We start from the raw sequence: 15,860 nt of genomic DNA, 5'->3' as shown, positions 1-15,860 counted from the left end.
TAAATGACTTGATTTTCGGGCTGGGTTTAGTTTGGTGCTGTCATTTTCCCTGACTCCCTTGCTTTACGGCCAAGAAAATTTCCAATTCTCAAGAATCAGGGACTTGACATCTTACCGCTGGACTTATAGCGCAATAACGCATGTTCCTTGTTTGACTATAAGAGTAATACACAGTTCTTAACGAACGGCTAATGAAACCCTTAACAAATGCTTAACATAATACAAACATCTGATGATGTTCTTGGCGGTGAGCCGAATTCGGACGTTTGAAGGACGCCCACTCTATCGGAACGTACGTTGCCCACTTATGTAACTGCAAAAATCCATTTACAAACGCCCATTTCGGCGAAACTAGACCGAATAGTTGCAATTATCCAGTTATTTCTGTCCAAAATGGCATATTAGAAGAGAAACGAGCTCGATTAGATGGATTTTTGCAGTTGCTATGCTCCAAACGCGGGTATTGTCGCGAAATAACTGGATTTTTGCAGTTGCTATAGAATAAAACGCTTCTTCCTTACGCAATAAAAAAGACTTGCCCGAACGAAACGCGCTCTGACAGCGCATATCGTCCGAAGCAAGTCTCTTCGGCGTTTATTGATCGTCAGACATGTCATAAGGATAACGGTTAACAAGACGGAGCAAGCGGCGGTTCGTTTCTTCGTCGCCTTGTCCCGACTTCAAGGCCGCCTCGGCTTGATCGAACGAAGCTTTATATTCGCTCATCTCTTTCGGCGCCTTATATACCTCCAACGAAGAGAAGGAGTACCCGTAAGCGGTCGCCCGTTTGACCCCCTGAAACCGGACATATCTTGCTTTGATTTTGTCGAACCGGATCGTCTCCAGTCCGCCTTTGCCTTCGATGATCCCGTCGCCGCTCTTTACATTGGTCCAATGCCGATTGTCCTCGGAAACAAGCAGCTTGTAGGCTGTGGCATAGGCGGCTTTCCATTGAATCGCGATCCGATCGATCGGATATTGATCGCCAAGGTCCACCTGGAACCAGGCGTCGTCAACGGCGGCGGCCGACCATCTCGTATCGGGGTTGCCGTCCACCGCCTTGCCCGGGGCGAAAGCCGGCGTTTCAAGCGCCGACGATTCGGCTTTCTTGCCGCGCGCGAGTTCGTGATTGCTCTGCAACAGATCAATCGGCCTGTTGAAGATCATCACATTGTCGATCGCGCCGCGAAACGAGTTCGTCGCGCTTCCGATCTTCTCGATCGGCAAGACGAAGGTTTGGACGTGCGGAAAGGACAGGTCCGTTCTCTCCGCGTATTCGTCGCCGTTCACGTAAAGAACGGTGCCTTTGTTATCCCCGGTAAGCAGCAGATGAGTCCATTTCCCCGCCGGAACCTCGTAATCGAAGACGCTATGGTAGTTTTCCTTGGAAAAGCCCAGTTTCCCGGTCTTCCCCTGCTTCAACTTCAATTGGCCGGCAGGCGATTCCATAAGGACCGCATCGTCGGGATTGCCGGCATCCGGCTTCACCCACATGGAAACGGTCCAGCCGAACCCAAGCGAAGTCAGCGGCGTCTTCACATAGCTGCTGCCGCCGTTCAGCCTAAGCCCCTGTCCGAACCGTCCCTGTGTCAACGTTGCATTGACGGCGGAACCGTCGTAGCCGTTGCCGGACGAATCGGCAAAACCGCCTTCGAACAGGTATTCGACGACATTCCCGTCTTTGCGATTCGTGCTCACCTTATGGGACAAATCCGCCCCGGGCGCATCCCCGATACCGGCCGCCAATTGTACGAATCGGTCGTAGTCGCGGGCCTTTTCGGCGCCGGACCACATTTTCTCCGACAATACTTGAACGGCGGGAAGGATGCGGTCGTGGGAATCGTCCATGGAAATTCCGTTCGCGACGGACGCGTCGTTCCATAGGGCGAATTTGCCGCCTTTCAACCTGGGATGCCCGGAAGGCAGCATCGTATCGCCCCAGCGATTCGGCTCCCATTCGTTGTACAGCTTACGGCCGTTCAAGTAATCGGTGCGCGTCGGAACGATATAGAGCGAGCGATGGTCGACATTGACGATATCGTATCCGAGCTCGGCAGCTTGCCGCGCTTCCCCGTACCGTTCATGCCAAATATCCATCGCCGCCCCTGCGCCGATCGGCGTTTTGCCGTCGTACAAAGTCAATCCGCCCCATAACGACGGATGCTTGCCTTTGCCGCGGACATACCGGATCATCGTGTCGATATAGGAGCGAAACGCCTCGATATCCTCCTGACGCTCCGCATTGTACTCGTCCGTACCGATATGTACGTCCGGCCCGATAAAGGTCGGGTTGCGTTCGTCCAAATATTCGTCAAACAAGCTTTGCACAAATTGCACGGATTTCGGATTGTTAATATTTAAATAATGCCCTTCCCCTAGAGTCGGATCGTATTCGGTAAAAGCGCGGGAATGCCCCGGCGTATCGATTTCCGGAACGACGTTGACCCCGTACTCCATCCCGAGACGAACCAATTGCCTGAACTCTTCCTTCGTATAGTATCCGTCTTTGGCCGCCAGCCCGGGGTAAGTTTCGCTCTCCAGGCGGAAACCGCCCGTGCTTTCGTTTAAATGAATTTGAAATGTGTTCATCTTGTACCAGGACAGCAGCTTAATATAATCGCGCAAAAAATCGATCGTATAAAATTTCCGGGCCACATCGAGCATGAAGCCGCGAACTTCATACTTGGGATAATCCCTTGCGATCCCCCGAGGAATGCGGGAATGCCCTTCGTCCGATTTTAATATTTGCAAGAGCGTCCTCGTTCCGTACAACACGCCTTGCGCATCGGCCGACTCGATCGTCACGTTGCGATCCGCATCGAGGACATATCCTTCTCGTCCGAGATCGCTCAGCGTCTCGTCCAGAGACAGATAGATGTCGCCGGATGCAGGAGCGCCGGGAACGATATCCAGATCCAGGCCGCTAATATCCTTCACATCGTTCTTGACAATTTCCGCCACATGCCGCAAAACGTCCGAATGCGCCGGAGCTACCGCAATTCTCGAAGACTTCGTCAATTGGAAGTCTCCCTCTCTTCCGTACCATTCCCGCAGCGACGGAACGACTTGCGGCTCTTGATTCGAGCCTTTCGCTTGCTTATGTCGGCCCGGCACGATGACCGGAATGGGGTCGGATACCCATGTCCGGTCCGGATTCTTCTCGTCTTCCAACCGGAAGATTAGATTTGTTGTTACGTCGATTAACGGAGTATGAATATTGCCCTCCAGATCGATCGCCGGCAGCCGGTCGCTGCCGTATATCGATATTGTATATCCCTTCGGAGCCGCGGGAAGAATCAGTTTGCTTTGTCCCGGCTTGATCTCCGGGATGCGGCCGATGCCCTTGATCGGATCGGCGGCAAGCGCAAAGGCAGATTCGACGGCACAATAGAAAGTCGTGAAACAAAGCATCATGGCCAAAACTAACGATATCGTTCTAAACTTCATGTTCCCTCCTTACCGATACGGGAAACGTCGTTTGGAAGCAGGTCTCCCGCCGATCGCTCGTTACGGATATGTTGCCGCCGTGCACTTCGATAATGCTTTTCGTAATAGCAAGACCCAGGCCTGTTCCTCCGGTTTCCTTCGATCTTGATTGTTCCACCCGATAGAAACGGTCGAATATAAGCGGCAAATCCCGTTCGGGAATGGGCTCCCCGTAATTGCAAACCTTCACGACGGCCTGCCCGTCGCTTTCTTGAATATGAATATCGACGAATTTGCCTTTCCGGCCGTATTTGATCGCATTGGAAATCAGATTTTCATAGGCACGGACGAGCCGGTCTCCATCCGCTCGAATGCGCACCGGACGCTCCGGCGCATGAACCCGGCACGTCATGCCGGCGTTTTCCAGGCTTGGCACGAATTCTTCCGCCAACTGGCGGAAGAAACCGTTTAGATCCAATTGTTCCAGCTTCAGCGGCAATCCGTTGTTAATGCTCGTATATTCGAATAAATCGTCGATCAGATTTTTCAACCCCAACGATTTCTCATAGGCAATATTGACGTAATAGCGAAGCTCCACCTCGTCGACGTACCGGTCGTTTTCAATCAGCTGCAGAAATCCGAGAATCGAGGTCAACGGGGTCCGAAGATCGTGGGACACGCCCGTAATCAGATCGTTCTTCGTCTTCTCGGCGTTGCGCTCTTCCTGAATGGAGCGATGCAATTGAGCGCTCATCCGGTTAATGCTCTCGGCCACCGTGCCGAGGTCGTTGCCCGGTTTGACGGGAATATCGTGTTCGAATCGGCCCTTGGCGATCTCCCGCAGCCCATAATTGATTTCCTGCAAGTAATTATTCAATTCCTCCGCCACATCGTTGGCATGGGAGGCGATTCTGCCCAATTCGCCCGGCGATTTGACAGGAATCGGCACATCGAACCTTCCTTTGGCCATTTCCTGCATCGTACCGGCGATTTCCGTCGTGTAGCGGATGACCGGACGGCTTGTAAGGAAGTAGAAAAAGATAAACAATGCCGTTCCGGAAACGATCATAACCGGCCGCGAACCGATGTTATTGATCGTCCAGATCAACGGAGCGTTGAACGTAGGGTAATTGACGATAAACGACGCGAGCAAGCGCCCCAGCAGCAGAACGAGGGCCGTCAAAGCGATGCTTGAGACAAAAACGACGAAGAACTTCCAGCGCATCGAATGGAACAGGTTCCGGCCGATCATCTTCATACCTCCTTGGGAGACTTCATTTTATACCCGATTCCCCAGACGGTTTTGATAAACTCGGGGTTTTGTTTGTCTTTTTCGATTTTTTCGCGTATTTTGCGGATATGAACCATGATCGTGTTTTTGGACTCCATAAACGGCTCATTCCAAACTTCTTCATAAATTTTGTCCATACTGAGCACGATGCCCCGATTGACCGCCAGCAGCTTGAGAATGGCGAACTCGCGCGGCGTCAGCCGGACTTCCTGGCCGTCGACGGTTACCGTATGCGTCGCTACGTTAATCACCAGTCCGTCGATCACAATCTCGTTTTCATTCTTATAGCCGCCCTGATGATTGAGCTGCTTGTACCTTCGCAGTTGGGACTTGACCCGCGCAAGCAGAACAAGCGGATTGAACGGCTTGGTCACGTAATCGTCGGCGCCGATGCTGAGGCCCGAGATTTTATCGATATCCTGGCTTTTGGCGGAAAGCATAATAATCGGCGTATTATTCCGTTCGCGAATTTTCATGCAAGCTTGCAAGCCGTCCATCTTCGGCATCATGACATCCAGAATGATCAAATCGACGACATGATTCTGCAGCACTTCCAGCGCCTCCACCCCGTTGGACGCCTTATGCAGGATGTATCCTTCATTATTAAAATAGATTTCCATCAGTTCGATAATCTCTTTCTCGTCATCGACCAATAGAATGCTTTCTCTCGACATGATCTCCACCTCTTTAGGTTCTTAAAAAGTTCAAAAAATGTGTTATAGTGCGTGTTCAAAAAGTCGACTTTTCAGCACCGAGAAGGTTGCGAGAACCCGAAGAAGGAGGAGCGGAGTGTAGGCAAAACCTACATGAGCACCGGACTTCGAGGGTGAACGCAAGATTCGATGTCGAGTTCGCTCCCAGTTCATCTTCGTGATCAAAAGGGGACTTTTTGAACAACCTCTTATACTTAATGTAACAAAAAAAGCTTAACAATATCGGGCTAATTCCTTAACATTCGCTTAACTTGCATATCGAAGCGTGCCGCTCTCTTGGAGCGGCTATCAATATAGTATCAAATTAAGAGAGGCAATAGGAAAGATAAAAAAAGGAAGCCCTTCGAAGGGACTTCCTTGTCTAATCGTTCAAAAAACGAAGGACAACTGCTCCAGAGGCAGTTGGCCGGCAATACGTTCCAGCTCCCGGGAGCTTCCCCCGGCCCGCTCTTTCGCCCAAGCCGTGCCGGCAGCCGCAGCCGCGCCCGCCGGTGCCGGGGAAAGTTTGTGTTTGCGGCGCAATTCCTCCGTTATGCTGCGTATCCGCTGACGGTACTCGTCTTCGGCATAGCGGCCGGTATATAAATTGCGGTAGGCGGGCAGCTTCTCCGGGAAATGCTCGCGAAGCGTCTTGTAATACCACTTCTTCACATCGGGCGACAGCCTGAGCAGCGACGTCATGACATAGGATGCCCCCCGCTCCCGCGCAGCGGCGAAAATCGCCTCCATCTGGTCGGCGGAATCGGTTAAATAAGGAAGGATCGGCGCCATGAATACGGCGGTTTGCACGCCATGGCCGCTCAGCCGTTCAAGGGTATCCAACCGTTTGGAAGGCAAGGGAGAGCCCGGTTCCAGCTTGCGCGCCAATTGGCCGTCAAGCGTGTTCAAACTGATGTTGACCGCTACGGACGGCATGATCCCGAGCAGATCGAGATCGCGGAGGATGAGCGGCGAGCGGGTCGTGATCGACGTGTCGATCCGGTATTTGGCCAGAACTTTCAGGCATTCCCGGGTCAGCATCGCCTTGCCTTCCGCCGGCTGGTACGGATCGGTGACCGTACCGATCGCCACGCTGCCGACATGGCGGCTTACCGCTTCGATATCATGATTGAATCGGACCGCCAGCTTCGAGAGCTGAGCTTCCAACGCCTCGGCCGCGTTCATTTTCAGCATAATATGATTTTGAAATTCGTCGTCGGCCCCTTTATCGATAAAAGCCTGAAACCCGCGGGCATAGCAAAAGCTGCAGCCATGCGCGCATCCCCGGTACGGGTTGACCGACCAGTTGAAGGGCATGCGCTCTTCCTTCACTTTCGTCAGCGTTTGCTTTACGGTGATCGGCTCGTATTCTTTCGGCATTTCTGTTCCTCCTTCGAACAATGAGAACGTTAGTTCTTATCATACACCAAAAAGTAAAGGAATGGAACATAAAAAGGACTTAGCCGCAATCGCTGCGTCCTTTTCTCCGCCGCAGACGGTTATTTGCCGGCCTTCAGCACGTCTTCCTGCTTCTGTGCGAAGCCTTCCGGCGTCACTTCCTTGCCAAGCAACGCCTGAATCAGTTTTTGATGTTCCTCCGATGCGACCGGCTTCATTTGAACGTCAAGATAGAGCGTGACTTTGTTCGCCTCGTTTAACTCATCCAGCAAATCGATGAACATTGGAGGAGGCTGTACGGATCCGGTATCCACTTTCGTTGCGGGGATAATTCCGGCTTCGGTGACCGACTTTTCGCCCCACATCTTGACAAAGTAGGATGCAAACTTTTTCGCTTCTTCCTTCACTTTCGAATTCTCCGACACAAACATGCCGACACCGACCCCGCCGACCCAATTGTTTAATTCGCCCTTGCCGCCATCGATCGTCGGAAATTTGAAGAAACCGATTTTGTCTTTAAACGATTGCGGGACGTCGGGGCTTGTCGTATAGTTGGGCACTTCCCAGGTCCCCATCGCGTACATGGCGGCTCTTTCATTCATGAACTCGGATTTGGCTTCCTCATTGGACAAGCCGTTGAAACCTTTCATAAACGCGTTCATATCCACCAATTCTTGAGCCATTCTTGCCGCCTCGATCAGGCTCGGATCGGTGAAATGCCAATTCGCAACGGATTGATCCATCAGTTCGGCTCCTCCGAGCCGGTCGGCAAGGTACATATACCAGAACGAACCCGTCCATGCATCCTTGGCTCCGAGCGCGATCGGCGTGACGCCGTTCTCGTTCAACGTTTTGATAATATGCTTGAATTCATCGTAGGTTTGCGGAGGCTCCAATCCGTATTGGCCGAACATTTCCTTGTTGTAGAATACGGGCACGATATTCAACTCGACGGGAAGCGCATACGTTTGGCCGTTCATAGCAAAAGCTTCCGTCGTACCTGTCACGAACCGGCCATTCATCTCATTCTGAAGCAGATCGTCCAGCGGCGCGAATAATTCCCCCTTCACATACGGTTCAAGAAACCCCGCCGCCCAAGTAAATCCCACGTCCGGAAGACTGTTCGATGCGGACAGCACCTTGAGTTTATTTTTGTATGGTTCATTCTCCAGCACTTCGGCTTTGATTTTCACATGAGGATGTTCCGTTTCGTAGGCGTTTATAATCTCCTTAACCAATTTGTTCTGCGCGGAGTTCTCGACATCCGGCCACAAATGCATCATTTGGATCGTGATTTCTTTGCCCGAGCTTGTTATTGTCGTACCGCTGCCGCTTGAATCGGAGCCTTGAACGCAAGCCGCCATCAATAGAATGAAAGCGAACAGGAATGCAACCACAACGGATGATTTGCGCCTCATCGCTTCTTCCCCCTTGTAATGTGTGTTGTATGCGCTTTCTTATATATCTATTTTTTCAGTGTAGCATTTCGGTCCTATACGGTGTAAGGGTACGGCCATTAGGTAAAATTCCACTATTTTTGGAATAGGGTTAAATAGGTTCATTCCCGTCGATTTGTCTGCGATACTGGCTGGGGGTCATTCCTTCGTATTCCTTAAACAAGGTTATGAAATATTTTACCGTCTGATAGCCGACTTCCTCCGCGACGGCCGCAACCGGCATGTCCGTGAAAACGAGCAAATGTTTGGCGTATTGCATTCGGCTTCTCGTTACGTATTCGCTAAAAGTGAGATCGGTCTTCTCCTTGAACAGCGCGCTGAAATAGCTCTGGTTCAGATGCACATGCTCCGCAACCTCGCGCAAACCGATCTGACGGCGCAAATTGTCTTCGATATACCGTATAGCCGCTTGAATCGGCGGCGGGCTATGACGGTCTTTAGCTTGCAAATCGACGAGCCGAAGGTCGACCACCTTCTCGATCATTTCGGCTCGCTGTCGCCGCTCTTCAATCTCCAATGCCTGTTCCACCGCCTCGATCAGTTTCTGTTTGGCGACAGGCTTCAGCAAATAGTTGACGACTCCGAGCTGCAACGCTTCCCGCGCATAATCGAATTCCGAGTATCCCGACAGAACGATGACAACCGGTTGATACCGCTCTCCTCGCATCGTCTTCACGAGCTGCAAACCGCTCATTTCGGGCATGCGAATATCGGTAATCAACACGTGAACTTGCTTTTGTCCCAACATATCCAGCGCTTCGTCCCCATCTTCCGCGACGAGAATGTCGTATCGGCCCGCCCCCCAAACTTCCAACGTTTTTTGCAATCCTTTCCTTGTCATCGGCTCGTCGTCTACGATCAGTATCGTTTTCATGCGCATTACGCATCTCCTCCCGGTATTTCAAAGGTTATGACCGTTCCTTGCCCCGCCTGGCTGCGAATCGAGATGTCGCGAATCTTCGCGCGGTCGTAATACAGCCGCAACCTTTTATTGACGTTCGCAATCGCCATGCCGCTCCCCTTCATCGCCACAACGGCTTCTTGTTCCAACGATCGCAGAATCGACCGCACGGCGCTTTCCTCGATCCCGGGACCGTCGTCCTCCACTTCAATGATCCATTTCGGGGACGGATCCGCGCGCCTTACGCGAATATGCACCGACCCCGGCCCTTTCTTGTTCCCTACGCCGTGCAGCACGGCATTCTCCACAAGCGGCTGAATCATCAGCTTCGGGATCGGAACCCTCTCGCATCCGGGCGCGGCCGAGATGCTCCAGGTCAATCGGTCGCCGAACCGCAGTTTCATAAGCTGCATATAGCGTTCGGCATGCTCCAGCTCGTCCCGGATCGTTACCCATTCGCCCTGATGCGCGTTTCCGATCGTATAACGGAATAAATCCGACATAGCAATGACCAATTCGGCCAATTCATCCTCTTCCTTATCTTGGAGAGACCAATAGAGCGCTTCCAGCGTATTGTACAGGAAATGCGGATCAATTTGCGCCTGAAGCGCTTTCAACTCAGTGTGGCTGCGAACGAGCTCTTTCTCGTAAATCGCTTCGATCAATTCGTTCATATTGTCTACCATTTGGTTATAAGTTTTCGTCAATTCATTGATCTCCACCGTGGAATTCATTTCCGGGCTCGGCTTCAACGTGCCTGTCCGGGCGCTGCGCATCGTCTTGATCAGCTTCAGAACCGGTCTGGTGATGAGTGTGGAGAGGAACACGGAGAATACAAGGAAAATGAAAAATCCGATTCCCCCGGATGCGGCGATGGCCGTCCGAAGGACGGAAAGCCCTTCCGTCAGGCTGCCGACGGGAGTCAGAATGTACAATGTCCAACCGGTCAAATCGGAAGATTGCCTGACGACGATGTATTCTTTGTCTTGAATCGTCAGCCTTAGCCGTTCCCGAACGGCTTGTCCGATATCTCCGTCGTAATTCGACGAGATGGTTGCCATATTGCGGTCGACGAGAACCATATATTCGCCGCTGCTGGGACTCGAATTCGGAACTTCAAGTTGAAAATAATTGCGATTCATACGAATTAACAGATACCCCCCATTGGAAAACCAACGGTCGATCAGGCTGATGCGCCGAATCGCGAGAAAGTAAGCCGGGTCCCGAGGATCGGTCCCGATCCAGACCATACTCCCCTTCGCGCGGTCGGCCTCTTCTACCCATTTCTTGTCGAGACGGGTCAGCAAATTCGTTTCGTCAAGCGGATATAATCTTTGGTAATCTTTCGTATACAGATCGAGCGAGTTGATCCCGTCCGAATAAACTTGAAATGAGCCGATCGTTCGCGTCAATGCCTGGCGTTGTTCGAATTTGGCGGGATGCCCTTCCGCCACCTGAAGCAGCAATTGCTGGACTTCCGTGTTGGTCACCATCTGGCTTGTCAGCACGTCGATTTGTTTATAAAGCGTTTCCAATCTGCCGTTCGCTTCTGCCGCCGTCTGCCGGATTTGCTTCTCCGCATTTTTCGTTATAAGCGCCGACACCAGATGAAAGGTCATAATTCCGACAATCAACAATACGATGATCATGACCGACAGAAATACGACCAGGATCTGATTGCGCAATGTATTGTACTCCTTCAGACTCAGCTTCATTCTGAATCCGCACCTTTCCCGAGAGGATACTTTCCCGCAAAGAAACAGTACCAGATTAAATAAAGTTTGGAAAGCAGGAATATCTCCGATACAACGAAACATGCGGTTCATTCCTCATGAACAAAAGAAGATCGCCGACCCTTGGCAAGTCTTGCCGGTCGTACGATCTTTCATCGTTTGGAAAAAGCATAAACGCGTATTTAAACCGATATATCGATTTGCGTCGTCCGATACTCGACATGAACATCGCCGATCTCTTGCGCCGCTACAATATCGGATAAAGCTGGCGGCGGGAGATGCAACGTTAGCGGATCCGTCCGGCCATGTCTAGTCGTCCGCCGCGGTTTCTTCCACATAATGCTTGAGCATCGCCAACTTGTTCTCCCAAAACCGATCGTAATACTCGAGCCACCTTTTTAATTCGAGCAGCGGCTCCGGCTGGAGGCGGTACCTCGTTTCCCGGCCGACCTTCCGGTTCGCGACCAGCCCCGCATCCGCCAAGATGCGCAAATGCTTGGAGACGGCCGTGCGGCTCATGGCGAAATGTCCGCTCATTGCGGTGACCGGCATTTCTCCATTGCTTAGCATTTGCAACAGCTGACGGCGCGTCGGATCGGCGATAGCTTGAAAAACGTCCGGTTTCGCCGATTCGGCGGCCATATTATGCTTCGGCATAGGCGCGCAATTTTTCCACCAGTCCGGCCCAGCCTTGATCCATTCTGTCGCGAACGATGGAATGAGCCTCATTGAATTCGGTCAACGTATCCGCATCCCAGCCGGCATGAATCAACGTAAATTCCGTCCGGCCGTTCATGTCGGCCAATTCAAACGTTACCGTCCAATCCTTGCCCCAAGTGAACGAAAGCCGGTTCGGCGGATCGATTTCCGTCACCTTGCAAGGCGACATCCCATACGGGCCTGCGTTCAATTGGAACTCATACCCGTCGATCGGTTGAAAATCGTTAGGCATAAACCATGCGGCGATTCCTTCCGATGTCGCGACGGCTTCCCACACCTTTTCGATCGGAGCGTTCATTTCGAGCGTATGACGAATTTCAGGCAACGTTTGTTGCGATTTGTTTTCCATGATGGTACCTCCAAATTTATGATCCAATATCAAAATGCGAAACCTTTAGGTTTCGTTTAAGATTATATGACACCTTTAGGTTTCATGTCAATTGCAAATCATTAGCAATAAAAAGAGGCTGCCGCGACAGCCCCAATCACTTATCATTTACGCAGTTGAACATGCTTATGCCGCTATTTCTTCTGTTGCTTGACCAGTTGCTCCTGGGCGATACGAATCATTTCGCGAACCATCGGGCCGCCGATTTTCCCTCCGACACGGCCGGCCTCTTCCGTCTGCAAATCGCCGTTATCGCCCTGTTGCAACGGCACGCCGACGTCTTTCGCCACTTCGTACTTGACGTCGTCCGGATGATTCGGATCGACGGCATAGCCTTCGCGGCGCATAACATCCGCCTTCAAATCCTTGACGCCTTGTTCCGCCCCCGTTACGAGCAGCCTTCGGCTTCTTCGGGCCATCGTTATCCCTTCCTTCTTGGCAAAGATCATCATTTTGCTTCTCTGCCAATTAAGCTTCCCCGCGCGACGGGAAATTACTCTTCCCGGAAAAGTTCACCGATATCGTTTATCCAGCGGCGCTGACATCCGATTCCCGCTTTTCCACTGCTAGCGTTGCATCGGAAATTGCTATCCGGACCGTACGGCCGTTATATCGCGTCAAAATCGCTGATTCGCTGTTTTGGAGGACTTCGGTTCCGTTATTCGTCCGTCGGAGGGCTTGTTTGTGCGCTTTTGCCGCGAATAAAGAATCGTCTGTCCGCAAACGATCCGAGATCGGGCCGTTCGTCACAATTAACGTACCCTGTGTCCGCGAACTTGGGAGCAGGGGCGATTGCATTAAAAAAGAAGCCTTCTAACTCCTCTTGACCGGAGGTTTAGAAGGCTTCTTCGCTTTACTAAATCGAGACTTCATGCAGTCAGCGGACCGTTGGTTATTGCAAAACTACAAAGCGATTTACGTGGCAGCTTCTCCTACATTCGTATGGAACCGCTCCACTTCTTCGCGGGTCGGCATGCCGTCCTGCGCGCCGAATTTCGTTACCGCCAGCGCCGAAACGCGCACGGCATAGCCGACGCTGTCGGCAAGACTGCGGCCCATGGCCAGACAGGACGCCAAGCCTCCGTTAAAGGCATCCCCCGCTCCCGTCGTATCGACAACGGAAACCGGGTATGATTGCTGCATCGTAAGCCGGCCGCCCCGTTGTTTCCATGCCGCCCCTTCCGCTCCGAGCGTAGCGACGACGCAGCCGGGACCCATGTCGAGCAGCGCGTCGACCGCTTCCTCCAGGGGCCGGCTGGACAAATCGACCCCGGTCAACGTCTGAAGCTCGGAGCGGTTGGGCGTAATATAGGCGGCTTTGCCGAGCAATTGCTTCGGCAGGCTCCGGGCCGGCGCAGGATTCAGAATGACAGGCACCCCATGTTTCCACGCGGCTTCCACGGCGGATTCCACCGCCTCCATCGGAATTTCCAATTGGACCAAGACGATATCGGCCTCCGCAATAACATGCTCCGATGCTTGCACATCCGCAGCGGTCACGGTGCCGTTCGCTCCCGGCACGACGACAATGGAGTTGTCGGCAGGCGCCAGCATGATCGATGCGATGCCTGTCGCCGTGCCCCCAACTTGCTTCACATGCCCGACCTCAACGCCGCTGCCGTGCAAGGATTGCAGCAACGTTTGGCCGAACGCATCCTCGCCGACCGCGCCGAGCATCGTCGTACGAACGCCGAGCCGTGCGGCGGCTACCGCTTGATTGGCCCCTTTGCCGCCCGGGACAAAATGAACCTCCTCGCCCAGAATTGTCTCTCCTTCAACCGGAAAACGGGACGTTTTGACGACAACATCCATATTCAGGCTGCCTACGACCACAACGTTGCCCGTCATCATTCGGAATCCCCTCTGAGCAATCGTTCCATCAACAGTTTGACCATCCGATCCGGATCGACATCCAGGCAAATATCTACGTTGGCGTCTTCCGCCTGCACCGCAATCGTTTGCCCGGTTTTCAAGCGATGATCGTACTCGACGTTGACTTTCATCTTCTTCGTCTTCACCAGGCTCCGGTCAATGACAAGCGCAACCGTCAACGGATCATGCATAAATGTGAAATCTTCATTGTTATATTGAAACCAACGTTCCATCATGCCGGCAAGCGCAACGTTGAGGGAATCGCCGGATTCCAGCAATTGCCGCCGTTCGCGCTCCGAGATAACAACCTTCAGCGTCACGTCCAATCCTACCATCACGATCGGAGCTCCGCTGCGGAATACGAGCGACGCCGATTCCGGGTCGGAGACGATATTATGCTCCACATGACGAATGTCGGCCCCGTTGTCGCCAAGGCGCGCGACGCCGCCCATAAGAATAATCTCCTTCACGTTCCGGGCGATACGCGGCTCGCGCACGATACTGGCGGCGATATTCGTTAACGGCCCGATCGGAATGAGCGTAATTTGGCCGGGATTGGCCATGACCGTTTCAACGATAAAGTCAACCGCATGTTTGTCTTCATATAGAAGTTCCTCGGATTCTTCGATCAATCCGACGCCTTCGTGCCCTGCCATCCATACTTCACGATTGTGAAGCAGCGGCCGATCGATGCCTGCAAAGACGGGAACGTCTTGCCGACCGCCGTATTGCAGCATTTTCGCGACCATTCTGGCTCGCAAATGCGCATCGCCATAGACCGTGGTAATCCCTTCAATCGTTATTTCAGGCGATCTCATGGCAAGCGCAATGGCCATTGCATCGTCAATGTCGCTTCCGATGTCCGTATCAATGATTACACGATTCATAGCTATAACCTACCTCGAAGTATTGTAATGTATTGTAAAATAAATGATGTCATATCTCGTTCTAAGGCATTACGCCGATCCGAAACGGCCAAACTCCGCTTTGAATTCGGCACGCAGTTTCTCCTTAACCTCCGCCTCCGCAAAGGAAGCATCCAAAGCGTTCAAGACGATCCGTTGCAAATCGGAAAATGAAAAGCGGCAATACCGCATCAAACGTTCGTATTCCTGGGTCAACGTCGTATTCGACACGGTTGTGTTGTCCGTATTGACGGTAACGATAATGCCTAGTTCGTCATACTGCCGAATCGGATGATCCTCCCAGGAGGGCGCCGCTTTCGTTTGGATGTTGCTGGTCAGGCACATTTCCAGCGGAATCTTCTTCTCCTTCACAAATTCGAGCAATTCCGGATCCTCGGCCAGGCGGACGCCGTGCCCGATGCGCTGCGCGAACAATCCCGTAACGGCTTGGCGGATGCTGTCCGCGCCTGCCGCTTCCCCGGCGTGAATCGTAATCGGAATCCCGCTTTGCTTCGCCGCGACGAAGACCGATCGGTGAAGCTGCGGCGGAAAGCCCGCTTCGTCCCCGGCCAAATCGATGCCGACGACGCCTTTGCCGATCCATTTCTTCGTCAGTTCCAGCACCTGCCAATTGCGCGCAACGTCATGATTGCGCAAACAGATCGGAATGATACGGGCGATCGTCCCAAAGTCCCGTTCGCCCGCCTTCGCTCCTTCCACGACGGAAGAAACGACATCTTCCAACGACAGGCCCCCCTCCGTATGCAATTGGGGCGCGAAACGAATCTCGATATATTTGATATTGTCTTGTGCCGCGTCTTCTACCGCCTCGTAGGCGGCCCGCTTCAAATGCTCCGCAGTTTGCAGGCAAAGGGCCGGCAATTGGAATTTGCTCAAATATTCGATTAAACTCGGGCATTCGTCCGTAACATGAAGAGCGGACCGCCACGCCTCTTCATCGGGCGGCAACGGCATCCCCAATTGCGATGCGATCTCTTTGATCGTATCCGGGCGCAATCCTCCGTCCAGATGATAATGCAGCTCGACTTTCGGCCATTTCTTGATCGTCTCCAACAT

Annotated in this window: 14 protein-coding genes; all 14 read right to left on the bottom strand. The window is 52.6% G+C overall.

The window, feature by feature from the left end; genetic code table 11:
- Nucleotides 1-594 precede the first annotated feature (594 nt).
- The 14 genes from LQ229_RS11245 to add all read right to left on the bottom strand — a co-directional run bounded on the left by LQ229_RS11245 (nucleotide 595) and on the right by add (nucleotide 15,860).
- A complete protein-coding gene (locus LQ229_RS11245) occupies nucleotides 595-3,447 on the bottom strand; it encodes a family 20 glycosylhydrolase (protein WP_230191754.1) in 2,853 nt (950 codons plus the stop codon).
- Nucleotides 3,437-4,678 (bottom strand): ATP-binding protein, encoded by a 1,242-nt coding sequence (locus LQ229_RS11240; RefSeq protein ID WP_230191753.1) that lies wholly within the window; start codon nucleotides 4,676-4,678, stop codon nucleotides 3,437-3,439. Before LQ229_RS11240 ends, LQ229_RS11245 begins: the two co-directional genes overlap by 11 nt.
- Before the next feature lie 2 nt (nucleotides 4,679-4,680).
- Nucleotides 4,681-5,391 (bottom strand): response regulator transcription factor, encoded by a 711-nt coding sequence (locus LQ229_RS11235; RefSeq protein WP_216536872.1) that lies wholly within the window; start codon nucleotides 5,389-5,391, stop codon nucleotides 4,681-4,683.
- Nucleotides 5,392-5,799: 408 nt separating this feature from the next.
- Complete coding sequence (locus tag LQ229_RS11230; RefSeq protein WP_230191752.1) at nucleotides 5,800-6,789, bottom strand: radical SAM protein; 990 nt, start codon at nucleotides 6,787-6,789, stop codon at nucleotides 5,800-5,802.
- A 119-nt stretch (nucleotides 6,790-6,908) separates the two neighbouring features.
- Nucleotides 6,909-8,171, bottom strand: coding sequence for an extracellular solute-binding protein (locus LQ229_RS11225; RefSeq protein ID WP_230191759.1), 1,263 nt, complete (start codon nucleotides 8,169-8,171; stop codon nucleotides 6,909-6,911).
- A 184-nt stretch (nucleotides 8,172-8,355) separates the two neighbouring features.
- Entirely contained in the window at nucleotides 8,356-9,144 is a 789-nt protein-coding gene (locus LQ229_RS11220; RefSeq protein WP_230191751.1) for a response regulator, read from the bottom strand.
- Nucleotides 9,144-10,880 carry a sensor histidine kinase gene (locus LQ229_RS11215; RefSeq protein WP_230191750.1) on the bottom strand — a complete coding sequence of 579 codons (1,737 nt, stop codon included), beginning with the start codon at nucleotides 10,878-10,880 and terminating at the stop codon, nucleotides 9,144-9,146. Before LQ229_RS11215 ends, LQ229_RS11220 begins: the two co-directional genes overlap by 1 nt.
- Nucleotides 10,881-11,080: 200 nt before the next feature.
- The gene (locus tag LQ229_RS11210; protein WP_230191749.1) at nucleotides 11,081-11,236 is read right to left on the bottom strand and encodes a hypothetical protein; all 156 of its coding nucleotides are present in this window, start codon (nucleotides 11,234-11,236) and stop codon (nucleotides 11,081-11,083) included.
- On the bottom strand, nucleotides 11,208-11,540 hold the full coding sequence (locus LQ229_RS11205) for a metalloregulator ArsR/SmtB family transcription factor (protein ID WP_230191758.1): 333 nt from the start codon (nucleotides 11,538-11,540) through the stop codon (nucleotides 11,208-11,210). Before LQ229_RS11205 ends, LQ229_RS11210 begins: the two co-directional genes overlap by 29 nt.
- 1 nt (nucleotide 11,541) lies before the next feature.
- Nucleotides 11,542-11,967 (bottom strand): SRPBCC domain-containing protein, encoded by a 426-nt coding sequence (locus tag LQ229_RS11200; RefSeq protein WP_216536866.1) that lies wholly within the window; start codon nucleotides 11,965-11,967, stop codon nucleotides 11,542-11,544.
- Nucleotides 11,968-12,140: 173 nt separating this feature from the next.
- A complete protein-coding gene (locus LQ229_RS11195; RefSeq protein ID WP_216536865.1) occupies nucleotides 12,141-12,425 on the bottom strand; it encodes an alpha/beta-type small acid-soluble spore protein in 285 nt (94 codons plus the stop codon).
- A 496-nt stretch (nucleotides 12,426-12,921) separates the two neighbouring features.
- The gene (rbsK, locus tag LQ229_RS11190) at nucleotides 12,922-13,857 is read right to left on the bottom strand and encodes a ribokinase (protein WP_230191748.1); all 936 of its coding nucleotides are present in this window, start codon (nucleotides 13,855-13,857) and stop codon (nucleotides 12,922-12,924) included.
- Nucleotides 13,854-14,765, bottom strand: coding sequence for a nucleoside hydrolase (locus tag LQ229_RS11185; RefSeq protein WP_230191747.1), 912 nt, complete (start codon nucleotides 14,763-14,765; stop codon nucleotides 13,854-13,856). Before LQ229_RS11185 ends, rbsK begins: the two co-directional genes overlap by 4 nt.
- Before the next feature lie 69 nt (nucleotides 14,766-14,834).
- On the bottom strand, nucleotides 14,835-15,860 hold the full coding sequence (add, locus tag LQ229_RS11180) for an adenosine deaminase (RefSeq protein ID WP_230191746.1): 1,026 nt from the start codon (nucleotides 15,858-15,860) through the stop codon (nucleotides 14,835-14,837).

The organism is Paenibacillus sp. CECT 9249 (assembly GCF_918697855.1).
GTDB lineage: Bacteria > Bacillota > Bacilli > Paenibacillales > Paenibacillaceae > MSJ-34.
The sequence above is the reverse complement of the archived record's forward strand: the minus strand, read 5'-3'. Positions and strand labels throughout refer to the sequence as shown.